Annotated in this window: 23 protein-coding genes; 22 read left to right on the forward strand and 1 reads right to left on the reverse strand. The window is 42.6% G+C overall.

What is annotated here, in order from left to right; translation table 11 throughout:
• Window positions 1-439: 439 nt before the first annotated feature.
• From OVN21_RS06840 to OVN21_RS06880, 9 genes are all read left to right on the forward strand, one after another.
• Window positions 440-925: an LURP-one-related/scramblase family protein gene (locus OVN21_RS06840; RefSeq protein ID WP_267247822.1), complete on the forward strand. Its 486-nt coding sequence runs from the start codon at window positions 440-442 to the stop codon at window positions 923-925.
• A 21-nt stretch (window positions 926-946) separates the two neighbouring features.
• Window positions 947-3,565, forward strand: coding sequence for an alanine--tRNA ligase (alaS, locus tag OVN21_RS06845; RefSeq protein ID WP_267247824.1), 2,619 nt, complete (start codon window positions 947-949; stop codon window positions 3,563-3,565).
• Between the two features lie 549 nt (window positions 3,566-4,114).
• On the forward strand, window positions 4,115-4,573 hold the full coding sequence (locus OVN21_RS06850) for a DUF4231 domain-containing protein (RefSeq protein ID WP_267247825.1): 459 nt from the start codon (window positions 4,115-4,117) through the stop codon (window positions 4,571-4,573).
• Window positions 4,574-4,585: 12 nt separating this feature from the next.
• Window positions 4,586-5,194 (forward strand): hypothetical protein, encoded by a 609-nt coding sequence (locus tag OVN21_RS06855; RefSeq protein ID WP_267247826.1) that lies wholly within the window; start codon window positions 4,586-4,588, stop codon window positions 5,192-5,194.
• A complete protein-coding gene (locus OVN21_RS06860; protein ID WP_044814873.1) occupies window positions 5,187-5,597 on the forward strand; it encodes a hypothetical protein in 411 nt (136 codons plus the stop codon). The genes OVN21_RS06855 and OVN21_RS06860 overlap by 8 nt, the downstream gene beginning before the upstream one ends.
• A gap of 10 nt (window positions 5,598-5,607) precedes the next feature.
• Window positions 5,608-7,023 carry a cholesterol-dependent cytolysin pneumolysin gene (gene ply / locus OVN21_RS06865; protein WP_267247827.1) on the forward strand — a complete coding sequence of 472 codons (1,416 nt, stop codon included), beginning with the start codon at window positions 5,608-5,610 and terminating at the stop codon, window positions 7,021-7,023.
• 9 nt (window positions 7,024-7,032) lie between these two features.
• Window positions 7,033-7,779, forward strand: a complete 747-nt coding sequence (locus OVN21_RS06870) for an N-acetylmuramoyl-L-alanine amidase (protein WP_267247828.1) — start codon at window positions 7,033-7,035, stop codon at window positions 7,777-7,779.
• Between the two features lie 15 nt (window positions 7,780-7,794).
• The gene (locus OVN21_RS06875; protein WP_267247829.1) at window positions 7,795-8,022 is read left to right on the forward strand and encodes a YSIRK-type signal peptide-containing protein; all 228 of its coding nucleotides are present in this window, start codon (window positions 7,795-7,797) and stop codon (window positions 8,020-8,022) included.
• A 215-nt stretch (window positions 8,023-8,237) separates the two neighbouring features.
• On the forward strand, window positions 8,238-11,669 hold the full coding sequence (locus OVN21_RS06880) for a DUF1542 domain-containing protein (protein ID WP_267247830.1): 3,432 nt from the start codon (window positions 8,238-8,240) through the stop codon (window positions 11,667-11,669).
• Window positions 11,670-11,965: 296 nt separating this feature from the next.
• Here the strand turns inward: OVN21_RS06880 and OVN21_RS06885 are convergent, their stop codons facing one another.
• Entirely contained in the window at window positions 11,966-13,420 is a 1,455-nt protein-coding gene (locus OVN21_RS06885) for an alpha-amylase (RefSeq protein WP_267247831.1), read from the reverse strand.
• Between the two features lie 272 nt (window positions 13,421-13,692).
• On the opposite strand from OVN21_RS06885, the gene OVN21_RS06890 reads away from it, so the two are divergent.
• From OVN21_RS06890 to OVN21_RS06950, 13 genes are all read left to right on the forward strand, one after another.
• Window positions 13,693-14,856: a class I SAM-dependent rRNA methyltransferase gene (locus tag OVN21_RS06890; RefSeq protein WP_267247832.1), complete on the forward strand. Its 1,164-nt coding sequence runs from the start codon at window positions 13,693-13,695 to the stop codon at window positions 14,854-14,856.
• Window positions 14,853-15,530, forward strand: a complete 678-nt coding sequence (gene aroD, locus OVN21_RS06895) for a type I 3-dehydroquinate dehydratase (protein ID WP_267247833.1) — start codon at window positions 14,853-14,855, stop codon at window positions 15,528-15,530. The genes OVN21_RS06890 and aroD overlap by 4 nt, the downstream gene beginning before the upstream one ends.
• A complete protein-coding gene (locus OVN21_RS06900) occupies window positions 15,520-16,374 on the forward strand; it encodes a shikimate dehydrogenase (protein ID WP_267247834.1) in 855 nt (284 codons plus the stop codon). Before aroD ends, OVN21_RS06900 begins: the two co-directional genes overlap by 11 nt.
• Before the next feature lie 18 nt (window positions 16,375-16,392).
• The gene (gene aroB, locus OVN21_RS06905; RefSeq protein WP_267247835.1) at window positions 16,393-17,460 is read left to right on the forward strand and encodes a 3-dehydroquinate synthase; all 1,068 of its coding nucleotides are present in this window, start codon (window positions 16,393-16,395) and stop codon (window positions 17,458-17,460) included.
• Between the two features lie 9 nt (window positions 17,461-17,469).
• Complete coding sequence (gene aroC / locus OVN21_RS06910; protein ID WP_267247836.1) at window positions 17,470-18,636, forward strand: chorismate synthase; 1,167 nt, start codon at window positions 17,470-17,472, stop codon at window positions 18,634-18,636.
• Between the two features lie 9 nt (window positions 18,637-18,645).
• The gene (locus OVN21_RS06915; protein WP_267247837.1) at window positions 18,646-19,749 is read left to right on the forward strand and encodes a prephenate dehydrogenase; all 1,104 of its coding nucleotides are present in this window, start codon (window positions 18,646-18,648) and stop codon (window positions 19,747-19,749) included.
• 10 nt (window positions 19,750-19,759) lie between these two features.
• Complete coding sequence (locus OVN21_RS06920) at window positions 19,760-20,098, forward strand: YlbF/YmcA family competence regulator (protein WP_267247838.1); 339 nt, start codon at window positions 19,760-19,762, stop codon at window positions 20,096-20,098.
• Between the two features lie 90 nt (window positions 20,099-20,188).
• Complete coding sequence (gene aroA, locus OVN21_RS06925; protein WP_267247839.1) at window positions 20,189-21,472, forward strand: 3-phosphoshikimate 1-carboxyvinyltransferase; 1,284 nt, start codon at window positions 20,189-20,191, stop codon at window positions 21,470-21,472.
• Complete coding sequence (locus OVN21_RS06930; protein WP_267247840.1) at window positions 21,465-21,941, forward strand: shikimate kinase; 477 nt, start codon at window positions 21,465-21,467, stop codon at window positions 21,939-21,941. The genes aroA and OVN21_RS06930 overlap by 8 nt, the downstream gene beginning before the upstream one ends.
• On the forward strand, window positions 21,938-22,786 hold the full coding sequence (gene pheA, locus OVN21_RS06935) for a prephenate dehydratase (RefSeq protein WP_267247841.1): 849 nt from the start codon (window positions 21,938-21,940) through the stop codon (window positions 22,784-22,786). Before OVN21_RS06930 ends, pheA begins: the two co-directional genes overlap by 4 nt.
• Window positions 22,783-24,066: an LCP family protein gene (locus OVN21_RS06940; RefSeq protein WP_267247842.1), complete on the forward strand. Its 1,284-nt coding sequence runs from the start codon at window positions 22,783-22,785 to the stop codon at window positions 24,064-24,066. Before pheA ends, OVN21_RS06940 begins: the two co-directional genes overlap by 4 nt.
• Before the next feature lie 145 nt (window positions 24,067-24,211).
• Window positions 24,212-25,048 (forward strand): LicD family protein, encoded by an 837-nt coding sequence (locus tag OVN21_RS06945; protein ID WP_267247843.1) that lies wholly within the window; start codon window positions 24,212-24,214, stop codon window positions 25,046-25,048.
• Window positions 25,045-26,013 carry a glycosyltransferase family 2 protein gene (locus OVN21_RS06950; RefSeq protein ID WP_267247844.1) on the forward strand — a complete coding sequence of 323 codons (969 nt, stop codon included), beginning with the start codon at window positions 25,045-25,047 and terminating at the stop codon, window positions 26,011-26,013. Before OVN21_RS06945 ends, OVN21_RS06950 begins: the two co-directional genes overlap by 4 nt.
• The last annotated feature ends 18 nt before the right edge of the window (window positions 26,014-26,031 follow it).

Genomic DNA, 26,031 nt, shown 5'->3' on the forward strand with positions numbered 1-26,031 from the left:
TTCACAATGGATTTAAAGATGTTAAAGCAATTAGAATCCACACTTTAACCCAAAAATATTTATCCAATTCATATTGAAGATTATAGTCATTACCAGACTACAAAAAAAGAAGTAACAGATGCTAATTATAAAACTCTTTCTGTGGGGGAGACGATTAGTATCTAAGTTTCAGAATCTATAATTTGATGTGGCATCTTTAAAATGATATAACTTGACGAATCTCTATCAAAACAGTATAATAGTAAAGTTGAGAATTGATTTTCAATCATCTTAGTCCAGAGAAATGGCGGTGCTGCGAGCCATCTAAGCTAGGAAGTCATGCTACTCAATTATACAATTGCATAAGAATAGGAGAATGATAAGTTCATTGAATGAAGGTGGTACCGCGGTTTTTCGCCCTTCGTGATGTGAGCTTGTCTTTTGATTTTTGGAGGTGTTGATGAAAACATTTCTTGTCAAACAAAAGTTTCGCCTTGGAGGCGAACGCTTCGCTATCAAGGATGACAGGGGAGAAATCGCCTATCAGGTAGAGGGATCATTTTTTAAGATTCCCAAAACCTTTACTATCTATGATGCTAATGGTGAACAGATCAGTCAGATTAGTAAAGAAATCTTGACCTTGCTACCTCGTTTTGAGATTCAGCTTAGGGATGGCTCGAGTTTTGTCATTCGTAAGAAGTTGACCTTCTTTCGAGATAAGTATGAGTTTGATAATCTAGGTCTTCGTATCGAGGGCAATATCTGGGATTTGGATTTCAAATTGCTGGATGATCGCGATCAGCTGATTGCAGAAATTAAGAAGGAACTCTTCCATCTGACCTCTACCTATACCGTAACGGTTCTGGAGGACTCTTATGCAGATCTGGTCATTTCCCTCTGTGTCGCGATTGACTATGTGGAGATGCTGGAAAGCCAATCAAATTAAATAAGTAAATAAGGAGATATTATGAAACAACTATCTAGTGCTCAAGTTCGCCAAATGTGGCTTGACTTCTGGGCAAGCAGAGGCCACTCTGTAGAACCATCAGTGAGTTTGGTTCCTGTAAATGACCCAACTCTTTTATGGATTAACTCTGGGGTAGCAACCCTTAAGAAATACTTTGACGGGACTATCAAACCTGAAAATCCACGTATCACCAATGCGCAAAAGGCTATCCGTACCAACGACATTGAAAATGTCGGAAAAACTGCGCGTCACCATACCATGTTTGAAATGTTGGGGAACTTCTCTATCGGGGATTACTTCCGTGATGAAGCTATCACCTGGGCTTATGAGCTTTTGACAAGTCCTGAATGGTTTGATTTCCCTAAAGACAAACTATATATGACCTACTATCCAGATGATAAAGATTCTTACGACCGCTGGATTGAAGTAGGAGTGGATCCAAGCCACTTGATTCCAATCGAAGATAACTTCTGGGAAATTGGTGCGGGACCTTCTGGACCAGATACAGAGATTTTCTTTGACCGTGGAGAAGCCTTTGACCCAGAAAATATCGGTATTCGCCTTCTTGCAGAAGATATCGAAAACGACCGTTACATCGAAATCTGGAACATTGTTTTGTCACAATTTAACGCAGACCCTGCTGTACCTCGTAGCGAGTACAAGGAATTGCCACAGAAGAACATTGATACGGGCGCTGGTTTGGAGCGTTTGGTGGCAGTTATCCAAGGGGCTAAGACAAACTTTGAAACAGACCTCTTCATGCCGATTATCCGTGAAGTTGAGAAATCGTCAGGTAAGGTATATGACCAAGATGGCGATAACATGAGCTTCAAGGTCATCGCAGATCATATCCGTTCACTCTCATTTGCTATTGGAGATGGTGCCCTTCCAGGAAATGAAGGTCGTGGTTATGTCCTTCGTCGTCTGCTCCGTCGTGCCTCTATGCACGGTCAAAAATTGGGTATCAACGAGCCATTCCTTTACAAACTCGTTCCAACTGTTGGAAGAATCATGGAAAGCTACTACCCAGAAGTGCTTGAAAAACGTGACTTTATCGAAAAAATCGTTAAGAGTGAGGAAGAGTCATTTGCCCGTACTCTTCACTCAGGTCAACATTTTGCTCAAGGCATCGTAGTTGACTTGAAAGAGAAAGGACAAAGTGTTATCGCTGGTTCGGCTGTTTTCAAACTCTATGATACTTATGGATTCCCAGTTGAATTGACTGAAGAAATCGCTGAAGAAGCTGGTATGACTGTCGACCGTGAAGGTTTTGAAGCAGCCATGAAAGAACAGCAAGAACGCGCGCGTGCGTCAGCTGTCAAGGGTGGTTCAATGGGTATGCAAAATGAAACCCTTCAAAACATCACAGTGGAAAGCCACTTTAACTATGAAGCATCACAATTGTCTTCTAAATTGGTGGCTATCGTGGCTGACAATGCAGAAGTAGAAGCTGTGTCAGAAGGAACTGCCTCTTTGATCTTTGCAGAGACTCCATTCTACGCTGAAATGGGTGGACAAGTTGCGGATCACGGTCAAATCTTGGATGCTGCAGGAAATCTTGTTGCTACTGTGACAGATGTTAAAAAATCACCAAATGGACAAGCTCTTCATACTGTTGAAGTCCTTGCACCACTTGCCTTGAACCAAGAATATACCTTGGCAATTGATACAAATCGTCGTCACCGTGTCATGAAAAACCACACTGCGACTCACTTGCTCCATGCGGCTCTTCATAATATCCTTGGAAACCACGCAACACAAGCAGGATCTCTTAACGAAGTTGAATTCCTTCGCTTTGACTTTACCCACTTCCAAGCAGTGACTGCTGAAGAATTGCGAGCGATTGAACAGCAAGTCAACGAGAAAATCTGGGAAGCACTTGAAGTGAAGACAGTTGAAACAGATATTGACACTGCCAAGGAAATGGGAGCTATGGCCCTCTTTGGTGAGAAATACGGAAAAGAAGTCCATGTTGTCACTATCGGTGACTACTCTATCGAGCTTTGTGGTGGTACCCATGTTGGAAACACTTCTGAGATTGGACTCTTCAAGATTGTCAAAGAAGAAGGGATCGGATCAGGAACTCGCCGTATCTTGGCAGTGACTGGTAAGGAAGCCTTTGAAGCCTACCGCGAACAAGAAGACGCTCTGAAAGCTGTCGCAGCAACTCTGAAAGTACCTCAACTTAAAGAAGTACCTCATAAGGTTGAAGGACTTCAAGAACAACTTCGTCAGCTCCAAAAAGAAAATGCAGAATTGAAGGAAAAAGCAGCGGCAGCGGCAGCAGGCGATGTCTTTAAGAATGTCCAAGAAGCAAACGGCCACCGTTACATTGCTAGTCAAGTGTCTGTATCAGATGCCGGTGCCCTTCGTACCTTTGCGGACAACTGGAAACAAAAAGACTACTCTGACGTGCTTGTCCTAGTTGCTGCTATCGGTGACAAAGTCAATGTTCTTGTAGCAAGCAAGACAAAAGATGTGCATGCAGGAAACCTGGTCAAAGAATTGGCACCAATCGTCGATGGACGTGGTGGTGGTAAACCAGACATGGCCATGGCAGGAGGAAGCAACCAAGCTAAAATCCAAGAATTGTTGGATGCTGTAGTAGGTAAATTGTAAGTAAGTAAAGATCTATCCATTTGGGTAGGTCTTTTTGTGGTCAAAAAAGACCGTAACCGTCCAATATATGGCGGATTGAAGCTAGAATAATACAGCTTGGTTTCTAAAATATGGTTAAAAATTAGTTTGAATTTATCAATTAATTTATTCAGTCATTACTTCATTCTGCTATAAAAAATCAAACGCTCTCTTCTCATGATAGCAAAAAACAGCATGTAACAAAAAATTAATAATTCTGACATTTCAGGATACAGAGCTTGCAATCCCTGATAAAATCAGCTACCATGAGTAAGTAAGTAAGTAAGTAAGTAAGTAAGTAAGTAAGTAAGTAAGTAAGTAAGTAAGTAAGTAAGTTTTTTGTCCCAATTATGATATAATGAGTACACTAGTGTGAACTGTGCAAGTAGGAGAAGTGATGTTTTTCTCTCATTTCACAAACATTTCATATTTGGATTTTATAATAAGATATAGCTTTCCAGCTTTTACTATACTTTGATATTCAAATATGTTATATTACGATTATCAAAGTAAATGAAAGGAGTTACGAACATGACGTCAGAAGAAATGTACTTGACAGAGCGATTAGATGTACAGATAGAGCATTTTTTAAAGAAAAGCGTTCAACATCGTAGACGCTATAAGGTATTAAAAATAACAGAAATCGTGGCAGGTTTCTTCATAGCTGTCTTTTGTGCTATTCCTATGCCAGGTGATCGCTACCGTTTGATTTCGGTTGCTTTGTCCAGTCTGGGTTTGCTGTGTGAGGGGATTCTCAATTTGTATAATGCAAAGGAAAATTGGATTTCTTACCAAAAAACTGCGCAACTCCTGGAGAAAGAAAAATTCCTCTATCAATGCCAAACGGAGAAATATGCAGGAAAGACCAAGGCTTTTGCCCTATTTGTCAAGACATGCGAAGGTCTTATCTCAAAGGAAATCAACCAGTGGGAAAGTATCCAGTCAAAAGAAGTGGCAGCTAGTGCAGATGCTCCAGAGAAAAAAGAATAGGAGGTGGAGGAAATGTCTCAATCTAGCTACATTTTGCCCTTGCTCTGGTTAAAAAAAGAAGCCGACAAGGAAAAGATGAGCGCAATCCAGTGCCAGATATTTTTCTTTTACTATCAACTGTTTGAGCTCTTATTTGCTAGAGAAAGCGACTTGAAAGACTTGTGTCTGGGAAGGGAAGGTTTTTATTTCTCGCAGTTAGAGAAAGATTTGCTTTCTGGAGTTTCTCAATTTCTAAAAAACTTGGAGGGAAAAGGGACTCTCAAGGCTAACCAAGAAGTATCAGCTCGCAAAGCCCTTTTTCTAGCCTTGACAACTAGCCAGTCAGATTGGCTGGAGTTAGCTCCTGTTTTTGATTTTTATCAGACTATCAGGAGGCTTGAAATTCCTTCTCTCTTGAGTTCTCAGGACAGACAATATCTGATGTGGATTTACCAGTCAGCTTTGGAGAAGGATTATAGTGTCAAGGTGATTGGCGACAAGCATTTTGTATTGAAGAGACAAGAGGCTACTAAATTGACAGGGCGCCAAACGCAAACTTTGGAAATGCTGAGTCAATCAGAAGACTTGGTCAATCCTGTCTATGTTACATTAGGAGAAAAGGGGGTGCTCTTGCTTGATTAAGAGAGGAGATGTTGTAGCTCTTTATTTGCCTTTTCCAAGTATTAGTAGCGATTTGGCTGTAAAGAATCATATGTATATCTGTATTGACAACAGCATGACTAAAAACAAAGAGTTGGTTAAAAATCAGACCTTCAAACCAGTTCTCTTGACCAGACGTTTGGTCAAGAACTTTATGATAGAAGAGCCGGATCTAGCTCGTAATCCTTTTACAAGACCAACCTTGATTGACTTAGATAAGGTATTTATGCTGGATAATACGGTCATTCCGACTTCTTATCTAGCCAGACGGCGACGCAATGTCTCAGAAGAATTGTACGAGGAAATTTTGGATCACTTAGTCCAACCACGGCTGATTTCGCTGAACAAGTCTGAGTTTATGCAACTCAATCCAGGAACTTATTAGGAGGAAGAATATGACAAATAAAGCAGTAAATGACTTTATACTAGCTATGGATTACGATAAAAAGAAACTCTTGACCCATCAGGGAGAAAGTATTGAAAATCGTTTCATCAAAGAGGGGAATCAGCTACCCGATGAGTTTGTTGTTATCGAAAGAAAGAAGCGGAGCTTGGCGACAAACACAAGTGATATTTCCGTGACAGCTACGAACGATAGTCGCCTCTATCCTGGTGCACTTCTCGTAGTGGATGAGACCTTGTTAGAGAATAACCCCACTCTTCTTGCGGTCGATCGTGCCCCGATGACTTATAGTATTGATTTGCCTGGTTTGGCAAGTAGTGATAGCTTTCTCCAAGTGGAAGATCCCAGCAATTCAAGTGTTCGCGGAGCGGTAAATGATTTGTTGGGCAAGTGGCATCAAGACTACGGTCAGGTCAATAATGTCCCAGCTAGAATGCAGTATGAAAAAATCACGGCTCACAGCATGGAACAACTCAAGGTCAAGTTTGGTTCTGACTTTGAAAAGACAGGTAACTCTCTTGATATTGATTTTAATTCTGTCCATTCGGGTGAAAAGCAGATTCAGATTGTCAATTTTAAACAGATTTATTATACAGTTAGCGTAGATGCGGTTAAAAATCCAGGAGATGTGTTTCAAGATACTGTAACGGTAGAGGATTTGAGGCAGAGAGGAATTTCTGCCGAGCGTCCTTTGGTCTATATTTCGAGTGTTGCTTATGGGCGTCAGGTCTATCTCAAGTTGGAAACCACGAGTAAGAGTGATGAAGTGGAGGCTGCTTTTGAAGCTTTGATAAAAGGAGTCAAGGTAGCTCCTCAGACAGAGTGGAAGCAGATTTTGGACAATACAGAAGTGAAGGCAGTTATTTTAGGGGGCGACCCGAGTTCGGGTGCCCGAGTTGTAACAGGTAAGGTGGATATGGTAGAGGACTTGATTCAAGAAGGCAGTCGCTTTACAGCAGATCAGCCAGGTTTGCCGATTTCCTATACAACTTCTTTTTTACGTGACAATGTAGTTGCGACTTTTCAAAACAGTACAGACTATGTTGAGACTAAGGTGACAGCTTACAGAAACGGGGATTTACTATTGGATCATAGTGGTGCCTATGTTGCCCAATATTACATTACTTGGGATGAATTATCCTATGATTCTCAAGGGAAGGAAATTTTGACTCCTAAGGCTTGGGACAGAAATGGGCAGGATTTGACGGCTCATTTTACCACTAGTATTCCTTTGAAAGGGAATGTTCGCAATCTCTCTATCAAAATTAGGGAGTGTACCGGACTTGCTTGGGAATGGTGGCGTACGGTTTATGAAAAAACTGATTTGCCACTAGTACGTAAGCGGACGATTTCTATTTGGGGAACGACTCTTTATCCTCAGGTAGAAGATAAGGTAGAAAATGACTAGGAGGGAAGTATGTTTGAGACAAAAAGGATAAATGGTGATTTGTTTTCAGGACTTATCACAGATGTGGATGAGGAAATCATGAATAGCGATCAAAATCGCCTTGATATTGATACTATTGTCATCCACCATAATGGTGGGCTGAGTGATGAGGGGGCTAGAAGTACTTGGTATGTCTCTACAGGTCATGGCACATCTGCTCACTATCAGGTGACTCCTGATAAGATATGGGGGTGTGTTGGTGAAGAGAGCGTCGCCTATCATGCTGGCAACTATGAGGTCAATCAGCGTTCGATTGGTATTGAACACTTAAATAACCGTGGAGAACCGGACTGGACTATTGCAGAGGAAACCTACAGGAACTCAGCACGTTTGATTGCAGATATTTGTAACCGTTATAATTTGCCAATCAATCGTGAGACCATCCATCCTCATCAAGAATTCACAGCTACAGATTGTCCTGGTGGAATTGATCTAGATCGACTTATCCAGATGGCAGCTGAGATTCTTGCTAGCGATAGTTTCCAAGTATCGAAAGAGGAACAACCTCGAGATAGGAACAGAGAGCACCTAGTGCGTGTGGTAGATGATGATCTCTACATCCGAACAGGTCCAGGTATAGATTATCCTGATGACGGATTTTGTCCCCTTGGAACTTTTACTATCATAGAGGTAGAGGAAGCAGATGGCTATACTTGGGGCTTGCTGAAGTCGGGTAGGGGCTGGATCGCACTAGACTATACAGAAGAAATTAAATAGGAGAAGAAAAAAAGAATGAAACAAAAACATGAAGGAAACCACAAAGGGGAAAAGGTTTTTCGTTACTCAATAAGGAAGTACCACTTTGGTGCTGCCAGTGTTGCCGTTGCGGCGTTGATGTTTTTTGCTAACGGGACAGTACAGGCACAAACGCCTGATATTTCTCCAGCGACAGAAAGCGGAACGACTAGAACCAGCGCCCTTGTAAGCGATTCCTCGGGGGGGGGGTATCTGAAGAGCTAAGTGAAAAAACTTCTGATACAGATCCCAGTCAGTCAGAGCAATCTAGTCAAGGAAATCAAGAGACTTCAGATGGAAACAAGTCTCTAGTAAAAGATAGCGAAGAAGGCAAGAAAGAAAGCCAAGCAGAGACAAGTCGTCCTGCTGTAGATAAGTCGCTTGCCTCTTCTGCACAAACCAGTCTGCAAGCTTTACTTGCCAATCTGACACTGGACTCCATGAAAGAACTCCATGCTCGTGTAGAAGCAGGTCTAGCACAAGCTAAGGCTGTTCTTGAGAATCCAAACTCCAGTCAAGAGGAGGTCGATGCTCAGGTTCAAGTCATGAAAGACTTGACCGAGGAGGTCAACAAGGTTTTGGCTGGTGGGCTCACATCCCCAGCTCAGCTTGGAGACGGAAGTGGTGCGACTCCAAGTGAACCAAGCTCAACTCCTAAACGAGGGCGACGTGGTAGGGGGCAACTAACCCCTCCTGCAGAAAATCAAGAAACCAAGGAAAGGACGGAGGAAGTTACAGACTACACAAATGGTCAGGGGAGCTATCCTCTATCAGAGAAAATCCATAATCTCCTCCAAGAACTGAAGGCCAGCGCTGAAAATCCAGAACATGTTCAAAAACTCAAGGAAGCCTACGATAAACTCAACGAAGCATTGGGGCGATCAGAAAATGGGCTTGTCAATCAGGAGGTCTTTAATGCCGCACTTGAGGAGTATAAAAAGGCTACTCAATTAAAGAAAGGTTCGGAGGGAACTGGAAGAACTAGGAATCGTAGAAGCGTTTCCGGTCTTGTTTATGGCTTTGCCACAGGAAGTGATAGGAACGAAAAAAGAGCTAGGGATAGTTCAGGAAGGGAAAGAGACAGTCGTAGTTTATTTAATGGTCAAAATTTAAACACATTACCTTTAAAATATATTGCTACTGTAGAAACTGGAACTATTAGAGATATTTCTTTATCAGGGTTCCCAACGGTGGATAAAAACGGTAAAACCTGGGCTACAATAACAAAAAGAATTGATAACAATGGAAAGCGAGCTGTTATAGCTATTACTGGTCGCTCTCCTAAAGATATTCATGGGGTATACAATACAACCTTAACAGTGATTGAAGGAAATGGTCACGTATCTAGTAAGATACAAGCTGTTCAGTATCAACTTCCAAAACCAGAATTTGATGAATCTCCGCTTCATCCAGGAAAGACCGCTCAAGAAGATGTAGAGGGGAAAGCAGGAGAAAAACCGATAATTAAGGGGAAAATACCTACTCCACCAGGTGGATTGTCTGCTTCTAATATTCCGAAAGGCTCTCAATTGAGAATGTATTTGGTTCAAGGTGGACATAATGACTCTTTTGATGGAATTGAAACTTCAGCAAAAGGTTATGATATCGTTGCATGGGGGCTAGTAGGAGCAGATGGAACATCAGTCCTATATCCTACTCAGTATAAAAAACAATCCATCGGCGATAAACCGCTACGTCTTATTGTGGCTTATGTTCACCAAGGAACAGATCGACTAATAAGTGAGGACTTAGTTTCGCCTCTTTCTAAGGATTCCATTACACCGACCCATCCGATTGATAGGGATGGGGCAATTGGTGAACTTGATACCGCAGCTGGTAATAAGAAAACAGCGATTGAGAAGACTCCAAACTTAACTGCAGAAGAAATTGCGGATGCAAAAGGCAAAGTCGACCAAGCTCTTGCGGATGCCAAACGCAAAGTAGGAGAAGCGAAAGACCAGGCAGGAGTTAACCGAGCGAAACAAGAAGGACTTCAAGCGCTTCAAGCTATCAATCCGACACCAACAACGCACAACAAAGCAATTGGTGAACTTGATACCGCAGCTGGTAATAAGAAAACAGCGATTGAGAAGACTCCAAACTTAACTGCAGAAGAAATTGCGGATGCAAAAGGCAAAGTCGACCAAGCTCTTGCGGATGCCAAACGCAAAGTAGGAGAAGCGAAAGACCAGGCAGGAGTTAACCGAGCGAAACAAGAAGGACTTCAAGCGCTTCAAGCTATCAATCCGACACCAACAACGCACAACAAAGCAATTGGTGAACTTGATACCGCAGCTGGTAATAAGAAAACAGCGATTGAGAAGACTCCAAACTTAACTGCAGAAGAAATTGCGGATGCAAAAGGCAAAGTCGACCAAGCTCTTGCGGATGCCAAACGCAAAGTAGGAGAAGCGAAAGACCAGGCAGGAGTTAACCGAGCGAAACAAGAAGGACTTCAAGCGCTTCAAGCTATCAATCCGACACCAACAACGCACAACAAAGCAATTGGTGAACTTGATACCGCAGCTGGTAATAAGAAAACAGCGATTGAGAAGACTCCAAACTTAACTGCAGAAGAAATTGCGGATGCAAAAGGCAAAGTCGACCAAGCTCTTGCGGATGCCAAACGCAAAGTAGGAGAAGCGAAAGACCAGGCAGGAGTTAACCGAGCGAAACAAGAAGGACTTCAAGCGCTTCAAGCTATCAATCCGACAGCGAAAGCCAACAGCGACGCTAAATCAACACTGACGCAAAAAGCGACAGATAAGAAGAAGGACATCAATAACATTCCACATCTAACAGATGAAGAGAAGAATGCGGCGATTAAGAAAGTTGATGAGGCTCTTGAAAAAGCTAAGAAAGCCATTGATGCGGCGACGAACCAAGCAGAGATTGACGCGGCTAAAAGAACGCTTGAGACTGAGCTAGATCAAATCAGTCGAGAAGCAGAGGCTAAATCAACACTGACGCAAAAAGCGACAGATAAGAAGAAGGACATCAATAACATTCCACATCTAACAGATGAAGAGAAGAATGCGGCGATTAAGAAAGTTGATGAGGCTCTTGAAAAAGCTAAGAAAGCCATTGATGCGGCGACGAACCAAGCAGAGATTGACGCGGCTAAAAGAACGCTTGAGACTGAGCTAGATCAAATCAGTCGAGAAGCAGAGGCTTTGGGTAGAGCTAATGCTCGAACACTGTCTAGTCAAGATAAGGATCAAACTCCTCCGCGCCGCGCTCGTAGAAGTGTAGGAATTGTAGGGAATTCCCAAACCGGTACAACTCCATCGGCCGTGGACAAGTCAGAACTTCGCACTCTGATAGAGGATCTGGAACGCCGCCTGCAAAACCTAGCAGGTCTATCTCCTGAAGCACTTGAGGAAGCACAGCGTATTTTGAGAGAGGCGCAAGCAGCTCTTGCTAATGAAAACTTAACAGCTCAAGAATTGGCAGACCTTCTTGCTAAAGTTAGACAGTCTCTCAATTCTCTACAAGCTGGCACATCAGCTGATAAGAGTCAGTCTGCGTCAAGCTCAAATAAAGAAGTAGGAAGCGCCAAAGAATCTAAAAGTGCGATAGAAGTCCCTCTATATGGTGTCTTTGGAGCTGCAGTTCTATCTCTTCTAGGAGCTCTCCTCTTTGCAGTAGCTCGTAAAAAATCCTCTCAACTAGATAAGCTTTCAAGAGAATTGAATCAGCTTGTAGTTGAGCTAGAGGCTAGCAACAAAGATAAAAAAGTTCTAAACAAGGCTAAGAAATTAGCTGATGAAGCAAGACTCTTTGTAGATAGCCAGCAAAAAGATTCTCAAAAAGAAGCAGAACTAATTTCTGAAATCAAGACTGTTCTCAGCCAACTTAAAGAAGAAATCTAGTCTTGAAGAAAAAACTACTCCAACCTACTTTTAGTAATTGAGTGAGTAGCTTTGTAGCTATGATGAGGAAATAAGAAATCTCCAGATTAGGAACTATCCGTGAGTTCTCTAGTCTGGAGATTTTTCAATATACTTCGTTATTGGACGGTTACAGAAAATCAAATTAATTCCTAGAAATGTTTTAGAACCCGTAGTGTGCTATTTTATGTTTAATCCACTATATTGGACGGTTACGGTCTTTATGTGAATACAAAAAAGCCAAATCCGATGGGATCTGACTTGATTATCATTGTCTGTTAGATAGTATTGGCTGCCCATACACTGACTGAACCCGCTGCTACTGGAAATTCTCCATAACCTTCTTCATCAATTGTAACTTGACCTTGGTGGTTTCCAAGTAAATCTACAAAGGTTTGGTCAGCCCATTCTTGACCGATAAACATTGACTTGCTGTTTTCTTGGTCATTTGAGATAAGGACAGCGATTGGGGATTGATGTTCAGCACCTGAACGGACCCAACCGATACAGTTAGCATGGTCAAAGTAGTCTGTTTGCTCTCCATAGGCCAAATCTTTTCGGATGGCTAGGAGAAGGTCAAGAACTTCTCTGAAATCTTGTTGAGCAAATTGCCCTGAAATACCATAGTAGTCTCCGTAAAAGACACATGGAAGGCCATCTTGGCGTAATAGAATGAGGGCATAGGCCGCTGGCTTGAACCATTCTTCAACAGTTGATTCAAGGGCTTGTCCTCGTTGGGTATCGTGGTTGTCGACAAAGGTTACAGCCTTGACGGGCTTGAGTTCAACCAAGCTATCCGTGAAAATGCCACGAAGGTCGTAGTTGGAACCTGCTCGGCTAGCATCAAAGAGATTCTGGTGGAGACGAACATCGACAAGGTCAAAACGTTCCTCTATTTTTTCGAGATAGTCTAGGTTGGCTTCTTTATCTGGATTCCAAAATTCACCAAAAACATAGAAATCGTCACCATATTTTTCCTTCATATCACGTATGAAATTGCGCATAAAGAAAGAATCTATGTGCTTAACAGCATCCAAGCGAAAACCAGCTATACCTGTCGTTTCCATGAACCAGTCAGCCCAGTCATAGATATTTTGGATGACTTCAGGATGCTTAAAGTCTAGGTCTGCATACATGAGGTAGTCGTAGTTTCCGTTTTCGTTATCGACCAATTCCTCGTTGGCCCAGCCCTTGTTGTCTCCCTGGATCAGGTAAATGCCAGACTTACGACGTTTGGCATCATAGTCTGTACCTGTGAAGTGGTACCAGTGCCAGTGGAAGTCATTGTAGGTATTTTGACGACCATCGAAAGTAAAGTGAGTCCAGCCATTGATAGTGAAGGGATCGCTTAGTTGAACGGTACGGTCCTCAGGATTGACTTCAATAACCTGAAAGGCTTCCATATGATCGGCAGCAGCCTTGTGGTTAAGCACCACATCGGCCATAGGTTGAATTCCTTGTGCCTTTAGGGCTTGAATGGCTTGAAGATAGTCTTCTTTAACCCCATACTTGGTCCGGACAGTCCCTTTTTGCTGAAATTCTCCTAGGTCAAAAAGATCGTAAACACCATAGCCGACATCTTTTTCATTGGTTGCCTTGAAGGCAGGTGGCATCCAGACGTGGCTGATACCAAGGTTTGCTAGGTGCTCTGCGTCATTTGTCAGTCGATTCCAGTGTTGGCCGTCGTGAGGCAGATACCATTCAAAGTATTGCATAAGTGTCTGATTTTGCATTGTTTTTCCTCTTGCTTATCAATGTTGTGTTTTATTCTACCATAAAGTTTAGCACCAGGCAAACGTTTGCGCAAGTTTCTATACTCATTTCTAAAATTGTCTATTTTTAGCGAATAAAATCTCTCTTTCCATTACAAGGAAAAGGATGTTTTTGTGAAAAAGTAAATTGAATAAACTTATTTTAACAAAAATGACACTTAGTAAACTAAAGTACAAATGGTTAAACAGTTTCTTTTTTGAGAATTGTCACAAAATTTGCTATAATAGTAACTATGAATAGGATTAGGGTCAGCAGACGTGTTGAAAAGAAGCTCGCTAAAGGGTTAGTTTTACTAGAAGCTAGCGACCTTGCAGATGTTCATCTCAAGGATCAGGAAATAGAAGTCTATCGTCAAGAAGGCACCTTTCTTGGTACTGCCTACCTTTCTCAGCAAAACAAGGGCTTGGGCTGGTTTGTGAGCACAGACAAGGTGACCTTCAATCAAGCTTTCTTTGAAACGTTGTTTAGACAAGCTAAAGAAAAGAGAAGAGCCTACTATCAAGATGACTTGACTACTGCCTTTCGCCTTTTTAACCAAGAGGGGGATGATTTTGGTGGTCTGACAGTGGACCTTTATGGCGACTATGCCGTCTTTTCTTGGTATAACTCTTATGTTTATCAGATTCGCAAGGTTATCACAGAAGCCTTTAGACAGGTTTTTCCTGAGGTTTTAGGGGTCTATGAGAAGATCCGCTTTAAGGGTTTGGATTATGAATCTGCCCATGTTTATGGTCAAGAAGCACCTGACTTTTTCACTGTTTTGGAAAATGGTGTCCTCTATCAAGTCTTTATGAATGATGGCTTGATGACAGGTATTTTCCTGGACCAACATGAGGTTCGTGGTAGTCTAGTTGATGGGTTGGCCATGGGTAAATCCTTGCTCAATATGTTTTCCTATACGGCTGCCTTTTCAGTTGCTGCAGCTATGGGAGGCGCCAGTGAGACGACTTCTGTCGACTTGGCCAAACGATCGAGAGAGCTATCAGAAGCTCATTTTCAGGCAAATGGATTCAGTACGGACAATCACCGTTTTATAGTCATGGATGTCTTTGAGTATTTCAGGTATGCCAAACGAAAAGGCTTGACCTATGATGTCATTGTCCTAGATCCGCCTAGCTTTGCTCGGAATAAAAAACAAACTTTCTCTGTGGTCAAGGATTATCACAAGTTGATTTCCCAGAGTCTTGAGATTTTAAATCCTGGAGGGATTATCATTGCTAGTACCAATGCTGCCAATGCATCCCGTCAGAAATTTACAGAACAAATTGATAAAGGCTTTGCAGGAAGAAGTTACCAGATTTTAAATAAATACGGTCTTCCAGCAGATTTTGCCTATAATAAAAAAGATGAAAGTAGTAATTACCTCAAGGTGATTAGTATGAAGGTTAGTAAGTGAAATTAATCGTTTCAGTAATGCCAAGAAGTTTAGAGGAGGCTCAGGCTCTGGATGCCACGAGGTACCTGGATGCCGACATCATTGAATGGCGCGCCGACTATCTGCCTAAAGAAGCGATTTTGCAGGTAGCTCCAGCCATTTTTGAAAAATTCGCAGGTCGTGAGTTGGTTTTCACGCTGCGAACTCGTTCTGAAGGGGGACAAATCGACCTTTCTCCAGAAGAGTATGTTCAAATCATCAAGGAAGTTACACAGCTCTATCAGCCGGATTATGTAGATTTCGAGTATTTCAGCTACAAGGATGTTTTTGAGGAAATGTTGGATTTTTCAAATCTCGTATTGAGCTATCATAATTTTCAGGAGACACCTGAAAATATGATGGAAATCTTGTCAGAGTTGACGAGCCTAAATCCAAAACTTGTCAAGGTTGCAGTGATGGCTCATACGGAGCAGGATGTTTTAGATTTGATGAACTATACACGGGGCTTTAAAACCCTCAATCCTGAACAGGAATATGTGACTATTTCTATGGGCAAGGTGGGCAAGGTCTCTCGTATCACTGCGGATATGACTGGTTCGAGTTGGTCTTTTGCTAGTCTGGATGAGGCTAGTGCCCCTGGTCAAATTTCCCTAGCTAACATAAAAAGAATCAGGGAGATTTTGGATGAAGCTTGATGGCTATACACGTTTAGCTGCAGTTGTTGCCAATCCTATTAAACACTCTATTTCTCCTTTTATTCACAATAGGGGCTTTGAGGCGACAGCTACCAATGGTGTTTATGTGGCTTGGGAGATTGAAGCGGGTGATCTGGCGGAAACAGTAGCCAATATTCGCCGTTACCAGATGTTTGGGATTAATCTGTCTATGCCTTACAAGGAGCAAGTGATTCCTTATTTGGATGAACTGAGTGACGAAACACGCTTGATCGGTGCGGTCAATACGGTTGTCAATCATAATGGCAATTTAATCGGATATAATACAGATGGCAAGGGATTCTTTAAGAGCTTGCCTTCTTTTACAATTACAGGTAAGAAGATGACCTTGCTGGGTGCAGGTGGTGCGGCCAAGTCCATTTTGGCTCAGGCTATTTTGGATGGCGTCAGTCAGATTTCGGTCTTTGTTCGTTCAGTTTCCATGGAAAAAACAAGATCTTATCTGGACAAGTTACAGAAGCAGACAGGCTTTAAAGTGGACTTGTATGCTTTAGAAGATGTTTCTGTCTTGCAAGCAAGGATTGCTGAGTCGGATTTACTGGTCAATGCGACCAGTGTAGGAATGGATGGTCAGTCGTCCCCAGTTCCAGAAAGCATCAATTTGCCAGAAAATCTCTTGGTGGCAGATATCATTTACCAACCCTTTGAAACACCATTTTTGAAATGGACCAGAAGTCAGGGCAATCCAGCTGTTAACGGTCTGGGAATGTTGCTTTATCAAGCTGCAGAAGCTTTTCAATTGTGGACAGGCAAGGAAATGCCGACAGATGAGATTTGGCAGTCCTTAACAGAAAAATATAAATAGTGAAAAGGAGACCCTACTATGAAAATCAGAATCGATATTCCGCATCATCCTTATGATATTCAGATTGAAAAAGGTTGTCTAGCTCAGGCTGGTCAATGGTTGCGAGAACTCTGGCAACCTCAAAAAGTGGTCATTGTAACCGACAACCATGTAGCTTCTCTCTATGCAGATAAGGTTAAACTCAGCTTAGAAGATGCTGGTTTTCAGGTAGTTGTTTTTTACTTTTTAGAAGGGGAAGAACGAAAGAATTTAACCACTGTTCAGAAAGTCTATGATTTCCTAGTTAAGCAAGGTTTAACTCGTAGCGATGGAATCGTGGCTCTCGGAGGTGGTGTCGTTGGCGACCTGGCTGGTTTTGTGGCCTCTACCTATATGCGGGGTATTCACTTTGTTCAGATTCCGACCAGTTTGACAGCCCAGGTTGATTCTTCTATCGGTGGAAAGACGGGTGTTAACACTCCATTTGCCAAGAATATGGTAGGAACTTTTGCCCAACCAGATGGGGTTCTGATTGATCCGCTTGTCCTTGAAACACTTGGAAAGAGGGAGTTGATTGAAGGAATGGGTGAGGTTATCAAGTATGGCTTGATTGAGAACCCAGAACTGTGGGCTCTCTTGACGGAGCTGGATGGTTCTGTAGAGAGCATACTGGAACATGCAGAGACCTTGATTGAACATTCTTGTCAGGTCAAGCGCAAGATGGTGGTTGAGGATGAGTTGGATAACGGTGTTCGCCTTTATCTCAATTTTGGCCACACCATTGGCCATGCCATTGAAGCAACGGCCGGTTATGGCAAGGTCATGCATGGAGAGGCTGTGGCTATGGGAATGGTGCAGATTTCCAAGGTTGCTGAGAAAAAAGGTCTCATACCAGCTGGTATAACCCAGTCTATCACAGAGATGTGCCAGAAATTTGGACTACCTGTTGACTATGAAAACTGGGATGTTGATAAGCTTTATCAGACTTTGACTCATGACAAGAAAGCGCGTGGCAACACCTTGAAATTGGTCTTGGTACCAGAGCTTGGTTCAGCGACCATTCACCCAGTTTCTCTGGAAGAGCTGAAAGACTACTTGGTAAAATAAGGAGAGTGTATGAGATATTTAACTGCAGGAGAATCACACGGCCCTCGTCTGACAGCTATCATTGAAGGAATTCCAGCTGGACTACCTTTGACAGCTGAGGCTATCAATGGGGACCTTAAACGCCGTCAGGGTGGCTACGGCCGCGGTGGTCGTATGAAGATTGAGAGTGACCAGGTTGTCTTTACATCGGGAGTTCGCCATGGGAAAACGACAGGGGCTCCCATTACCATGGATGTCATCAACAAGGACCACCAAAAATGGCTGGATATCATGTCTGCGGAGGATATTGAAGACCGGCTTAAAAGCAAGCGGAAAATCACCCATCCTCGCCCAGGTCATGCCGATTTGGTTGGGGGCATCAAGTACCATTTTGATGATTTGCGTAATTCCTTGGAGCGCTCATCTGCCCGTGAAACCACCATGCGGGTGGCAGTTGGGGCAGTAGCCAAGCGTCTCTTAGCTGAGCTGGATATGGAGATTGCCAATCATGTCGTTGTCTTTGGTGGCAAGGAAATCGATGTACCTGAAAATCTGACAGTGGCTGAGATTAAGGAGCGAGCTGCCCAGTCTGAAGTTTCTATTGTTAACCAAGAACGGGAACAGGAAATCAAGGACTATATTGACCAAATCAAACGTGACGGTGATACCATCGGTGGGGTTGTGGAGACAGTCGTTGGAGGTGTACCAGTTGGTCTAGGTTCCTATGTTCAATGGGATAGAAAATTGGATGCGCGATTGGCCCAAGCAGTTGTCTCTATCAATGCCTTTAAAGGGGTGGAATTTGGCCTCGGCTTTGAAGCTGGTTACCGTAAAGGCAGCCAAGTCATGGACGAAATTCTCTGGTCTAAAGAAGACGGTTATACTCGCCGTACTAACAATCTGGGTGGCTTTGAAGGTGGTATGACTAATGGGCAACCCATCGTTGTTCGTGGAGTTATGAAGCCCATTCCTACTCTTTATAAACCACTCATGAGTGTAGATATCGAGACTCACGAACCCTACAAGGCAACCGTGGAGAGAAGTGATCCGACCGCTCTTCCAGCTGCCGGTGTGGTTATGGAAGCTGTTGTGGCAACGGTTCTAGCACAAGAAATCCTTGAAAAATTCTCATCAGATAATCTTGAGGAACTAAAAGAAGCAGTTGCTAAACACCGAGACTATACAAAGAACTATTAAGGAGTTCCTATGGCAAAAACAGTCTATATAGCAGGTCTTGGATTGATTGGAGCCTCTATGGCCCTAGGTATCAAGCGTGATCATCCTGATTATGAAATTCTAGGTTATAATCGCAGTCAGGCTTCTAGAGATATTGCCTTGGAAGAAGGTATGATTGACCGTGTGACGGATGATTTTGCCAGTTTTGCTCCTTTGGCAGATATCATCATCTTGACCTTGCCAATCAAACAGACCATTGCTTTTATTAAGGAGCTGGCAGATTTAGACTTGAAAGAAGGCGTCATTATCTCGGATGCGGGCTCAACCAAGGCTGCCATTGTGGAAATTGCTGAGGAATACTTGGCTGGCAAGTCAATTCGCTTTGTTGGGGCCCATCCTATGGCTGGTAGCCACAAGACAGGAGCTGCCTCTGCCGATGTTAATCTCTTTGAAAATGCCTACTATATCTTTACTCCATCGGGTTTGACCACTCCAGAAACTCTTTCAGAAATGAAGGATCTACTTTCTGGTCTCCATGCTCGTTTCATTGAAATTGATGCCAAGGAGCATGACCGTGTCACTTCTCAGATTAGCCATTTTCCTCATATTCTGGCTTCTAGTCTCATGGAGCAGACTGCGGTCTATGCTCAAGAGCATGAGATGGCAAGGTGCTTTGCGGCAGGTGGTTTTCGAGATATGACTCGTATTGCGGAGAGTGATCCAGGTATGTGGACCTCCATTCTCTTGTCCAATCGTGAAACTATTCTAGACCGAATTGCGGATTTCAAGGAACGCTTGGAAGCGATTGGTCAAGCCATCAGCAAAGGAGATGAGGATCAAATCTGGGACTTTTTCAACCAAGCGCGTGAGCAACGGCAGGCCATGGAAATCCATAAGCGTGGCGGTGTGGATAGTTCTTACGACCTCTATGTCGATGTTCCCGATGAAGAAGATGTCATCTTGCGGATTTTGGAATTGCTACGAGGAACTTCCTTGGTCAACATTCACATCAACGAAGAAAACCGTGAGGATATTCACGGGATTCTACAAATTTCATTTAAAAATGCTCAAGATTTAGAACGAGCTGAGCGCTTAATTACAGAAAATACCGACTACACAGTCGTCATCAAATAAGGAGAAAATCATGTCAAATATTTACGATAGTGCAAATGAACTTAGTCGCGGTCTACGCGAATTAGCAGAATACAAGGCTGTTAAAGCAGCTAAAGATGCGATTGCAGCAGATGCTGAGGCAAGCAAAATCTTTACAGAATATGTTGCTTTCCAAGAGGAAATTCAAAGACTAGCACAGACAGGTCAAATGCCAGACGCTTCCTTCCAAGCTAAGATGGAAGGCTTTGGCAAGCAGATTCAGGAGAACAGCCTCTTATCAGAATTCTTTACCAAGCAACAACAATTGGCAATTTACCTCTCAGACATTGAAAAAATTGTCTTTGAACCTGCTTCAGAATTATTGAAATAGTATTTTATCTGTATAAAAGCCAGAAATTTCAGGAATTTCTGGCTTTTTTGTGATAAAATAAGAAAAAGTATTGCAAGTATGAGGTCAACTATGAAACTAAAAACAAACATTCGCCACTTACATGGCAGTATCCGTGTCCCAGGTGACAAGTCTATCAGCCACCGTTCCATTATTTTTGGAAGTTTGGCTGAGGGCGAAACTAAGGTCTATGATATTCTGCGTGGAGAGGATGTGCTTTCAAGCATGCAGGTTTTTCGTGACCTTGGTGTTGAGATTGAGGACAAAGATGGGGTTATTACCATTCAAGGTGTAGGCATGGATGGCTTAAAAGCTCCGCAAAACGCCTTGGATATGGGGAATTCTGGTACCTCGATTCGCCTGATCTCAGGCGTACTTGCTGGTGCAGACTTCGAAGTAGAGATGTTTGGAGATGATAGTCTTTCCAAACGTCCAATGGACCGTGTGACGATTCCACTGAAAAAAATGGGCGTCAGTATTTCAGGGCAAACTGAGCGAGACCTGCCTCCCCTTCACTTAAAAGGAACGAAAAATTTAAAACCGATTCACTATGAGTTGCCAATCGCCTCTGCCCAAGTTAAGTCAGCCTTGATGTTCGCAGCCTTGCAGGCTCAGGGTGAGTCCGTGATTATCGAAAAAGAGTGTACCCGTAATCATACTGAAGATATGTTACAACAATTTGGTGGCCATTTAAGTGTGGACGGCAAGAAAATCACAGTCCAAGGACCACAAAAATTGACAGGACAGAAGGTAGTCGTGCCAGGAGATATTTCCAGTGCAGCCTTTTGGTTGGTTGCAGGTTTGATTGTTCCAAACTCTCGTGTGGTGCTGCAGAATGTGGGCATCAATGAAACGCGTACTGGTATTATTGACGTCATTCGTGCCATGGGAGGGAAATTGGAAATAACTGAAATCGATCCAGTCGCTAAATCAGCAACCTTGACTGTCGAGTCTTCAGACCTGAAAGGAACAGAGATTGGTGGCGCTTTGATTCCACGCTTGATTGATGAATTACCCATTATTGCTCTTCTTGCTACCCAAGCCCAAGGTGTAACAATCATTAGGGATGCTGAAGAACTCAAGGTCAAGGAAACCGACCGCATTCAGGTGGTGGCAGATGCTTTAAATAGCATGGGGGCGGATATCACTCCTACAGCAGATGGAATGATTATCAAAGGGAAATCAAGACTTCATGGCGCTAGAGTCAATACGTTTGGTGACCATCGAATTGGAATGATGACAGCCATTGCATCCCTCTTGGTTGCAGATGGAGAAGTGGAGCTTGACCGTGCTGAAGCTATCAATACCAGCTACCCTAGCTTCTTTGATGATTTGGAGAGCTTGATTCATGGCTAAGGTATTACTCGGATTTATGGGGGCAGGCAAATCGACAATCGCTAGAGGGTTGGACCCAGACTACATCGATATGGATGCCTTAATCGAGGAATGTTTGGGCATGTCCATTGTAAATTTTTTCGCTGAAAAGGGAGAAGAGGCCTTTCGTCAGGTGGAGTCTGAAGTTCTAGCTGACTTACTAAAAACGGATCACGTTGTGTCAACTGGCGGAGGGGTTGTCATTTCTCAGAGAAATCGTGACTTACTCAAGACCAATCCTGATAACATCTACCTAAAAGCAGATTTTGGAACCCTCTACCAACGTATCGCAGCTGATACGGGCAATCAGCGCCCGCTTTTTCTAAATAATAGTAAGGAAGAACTAGCAGCTATTTTCCAAGAAAGACAGACCTGGTATGAGGAAGTAGCCGGTCGTGTCCTGGATGTGACCAAGCTAAGCCCAGAGGAAATTATAGAGGAACTGAGATGAAAATTGCTTATCTAGGTCCCAAGGGATCATTTTCACACCACGTTGTGCAGACAGCTTTTCCTCATGAGGAATTGCAGGCCTTTGCCAATATCACAGATGTCATCAAGGCCTATGAACAGGGCTTGGTGGACTATTCTGTGGTACCAGTTGAAAACTCCATTGAAGGTAGTGTCCATGAAAGTTTGGATTACCTTTTTCACCAGGCTCGCATCCAAGCAGTTACAGAAATCGTTCAACCCATTCACCAGCAGTTGATGGTGGTTCCCGGTCAGTCAAAAATTGAAAAGATTTTTTCTCATCCTCAGGCTCTGGCTCAAGGAAAGAAATTCATCGACAAACACTATCCAGAGGTCCAAATCGAGGTGACAGCTAGTACTGCCTATGCAGCTCGTTTTATTTCAGAACATCCAGACCAGCCTTTTGCTGCAATTGCTCCTAAAAGTTCAGCTGAAGAATATGGCTTGGAATTGATTGCAGAGAATATTCAGGAAATGGAAGCCAATTTCACACGCTTCTGGGTTCTGGGAGCTGAAAAGCCTAGTATTCCCTTGCAAGCACAAAGTGAGAAAATGAGTTTGGCCTTGACCTTGCCAGACAACCTACCTGGTGCTCTTTACAAGGCACTTTCGACCTTTGCTTGGAGAGGGATTGACTTAACAAAAATTGAAAGTCGGCCACTCAAGACAGCACTGGGTCAATACTTTTTCATTATCGATGTAGACAATAGTGACAAAGAACTGGTTCATTTTGCCAGACAAGAACTAGAGGCCATTGGGATCCAGCACAAGATACTAGGAACCTACCCGATTTTTACCATAACTGATATAGAAAAGGAGAGTCAATGAGCAAAGAAAATCCTTTAAGTCATCATGAGCAGTTACGTTATGACTATCTCTTTAAGAATATTCATTACTTAAATGACCGTGAACGGAGGGAGTTTGACTATCTGCAACAGAAAATGACAGGTCCTAAGTCTGAAGTTCACCATTTCTACCAAGAAGAAAAAGAAGAATCTTGGGGTAGAGATATTGATCTTCCGACTTATGACAGTAGAAGTCGATCTAAGAGATGTGAAAAGAGAACTCCTCTACCTAAAGTCAAAAAGAAAAGAAGAAAAATTCGCTTCAAACGAATACTGACTTGGTTTTTACTGTTGATAACCTGTGTGGCTGCAGGGATGATTTTTATGTTCCTTCGCGGTTTCCAGTCAGCAAATAAGCCAGCTGATGCAAAAGCAGCTCAAGTAGAGATCTTTAATGGTCAAGATACCAAAGATGGTGTGAATATCCTAGTCATGGGGACAGATGGTCGTATCGGTCAAAATAGTGCAGAAACCCGTACCGATACGATCATGGTACTAAATATCAGCGGATCAGATAAAAAGATCAAGCTAGTCAGCTTCATGCGTGATAACTTAGTCTATATCGACGGGTATAGTAAGATTGTAAATGGCCAGAAACAAATGGATAATAAACTAAATGTTGCCTATGAACTTGGGGAACAAGAAGGGCAGAAAGGGGCTGAAATGGTCCGCAAGGTTCTAAAAGACAACTTTGATTTGGATATTAAGTACTATGCCCTAGTTGACTTCCAGGCCTTTGCAACAGTTATTGATACCCTCTTCCCTGACGGAGTAACCATTGATGCTCAATTCTCAACATTGAATGGTCAACCTCTGACAGAAGCTACAGTTGGAGATGATCTGCATGCAACAGAGACTGAGTCACCAACCCAAACCATCAAAGTTGGAAAACAGCAGATGAATGGATCCACCTTGCTGAACTACGCTCGCTTCCGTGATGATGATGAGGGAGACTACGGCCGTACCAAACGTCAACAACAAGTCATGTCAGCAGTTCTTGAGCAGATTAAAGATCCAACCAAGCTCTTTACAGGATCAGAGGCACTTGGAAAAGTCTTTGGCATGACTTCAACAAATCTACCGTATAGCTTTTTGTTGACCAATGGATTATCTGTCCTAGAAGGTGCTCAAAATGGAATTGAAAGACTCACAGTACCAGAACTTGGTGACTGGGTAGATGCTTATGATGTCTATGGAGGGCAAGGACTTCTTGTCGATCAAAATAAATACCAAACCAAACTTGCTCAAATGGGGATGAGATAAAAGGCGATAAATGAAAATCAAAGTTTGATTCACTAGTGAAATGGTGGTCTGAGCTTTGGTTTTTATTACTATCTGATAGATTTTTAGAGCTTTTTTATGGTATAATAAAATGATATAACTCGTTATTGGAGATAAGAGGAGAGATATGAGTGATTTGAAAGCGATTCAGGCTCGTAGCCTGGAAATGGCTGAATATTTCGTCGCATTTTGTAAAGAACATGATTTGTTATGCTACCTCTGTGGTGGAGGAGCTATTGGCGCTCTTCGTAATAAGGGCTTCATTCCTTGGGATGATGATCTAGACTTTTTCATGCCGCGTAAGGACTATGAAAAATTAGCAGAACTGTGGCCCTGTTATGCAGATAAGCGTTATTTCTTGTCAAAGAGTAACAAAGATTTTGTAGACCGTAACCTTTTTATTACCATTCGTGACAGGGAAACCACTTGTATCAAGCCTTATCAGAAGGATTTGGATTTACCACACGGTTTGGCCTTGGATGTTTTGCCTTTGGATTATTATCCGAAAAATCCAGCTGAGCGTAAGAAACAGGTTCGTTGGGCCTTGATTTATTCACTCTTTTGCGCCCAAACTATCCCAGAAAAGCATGGTGCAGTCATGAAATGGGGAAGTCGTATTTTACTCGGTTTGACTCCTAAATCTCTACGTTATCGCATTTGGAAAAAAGCTGAAAAAGAAATGACCAAGTATAGTCTGGTTGAGAGCGATGGAATCACGGAATTATGCTCAGGTCCTGGCTACATGAGAAACAAGTACCCAATCGCATCCTTTGAAGACAATCTTTTCTTGCCATTTGAAGGAACAGAGATGCCCATCCCAGTCGGCTATGATGCCTATCTCAGCACTGCTTTTGGGGATTATATGACACCACCACCAGCGGACAAGCAAGTACCGCATCATGATGCCATTATAGCAGACATGGACAAGAGCTACACAGAGTATAAGGGAGAATATGGAGCATGATGGGAGAAAAAATAAGCGTTATCGTTCCGGTCTACAATGTAGAAACCTATCTGGAGCGATGTGTGGAGTCGATTCTTCAACAGACTTATGCCCATTTTGAGTTAATCTTAATCAACGATGGTTCTACTGATTCCAGCGGACAGATCTGTGACCACTTGGTATCTCAGTATGAGAATATCAAGGCTCATCATATCGAAAATGCTGGAGTTTCAAATGCTAGAAATATGGGAATTCAGCTAGCGACGGGTTCTTGGGTTACCTTTATTGATAGCGATGATTTCGTTACCCATGATTACCTAGCTACTTTAGCCAGTGCAGTTGAGGGGGGAAATATAGGCTTTGTAATTGCTCCTCTGCACCATATTAAAAACGGCATTGTGACAGATTTACCTCCACATTCTGGAAAAACAGAACACTGGTCAACAGAAGAAACCATGAAGGAACTACTGATGACTACTAGAACGTCATTTTTTCCAGTCGCAAAACTGTTTAAGAGAGACCTGCTTGCGGATGAAAAGTTTAATACAAATTATCACCTAGCTGAAGATGCCTTATTTTTAACTGAATTGCTACTGAAGACAAGATGCAGTAGCGTATTTATTGATAAACCTGTTTATTATTATGATCATCGTGAGGGAAGTGCAACGACATCTGTTAATCAGCATGTGTTTGACACGATAGAAGTTTATAAGCAAATAATCGCTCAAGTTTCACAAGCCTTTCCTAATTTAAAATACGAATTAAAAAATAGAGAATGTTGGTCGTACATCACAGTTTACGATAAAATTATCTTTACTTCATCTGAAGAGTATCAAAAGGAGAAAGTCGAACTGAGGACTTGGATTGTTCAGCATCGACGCGAAATATGGAAGGATGCTTATTTCACTACTTTTCGCAAGATAGCAGTCCTATCACTTGTCTTTTCTCCATTGATTTATAAGAAAATTGTTGGATTAAAGAACTAATATCATGAGAAGGAGTTG

The organism is Streptococcus sp. Marseille-Q5986, assembly GCF_946902915.1.
In the GTDB taxonomy this organism is placed as follows: Bacteria; Bacillota; Bacilli; order Lactobacillales; family Streptococcaceae; genus Streptococcus.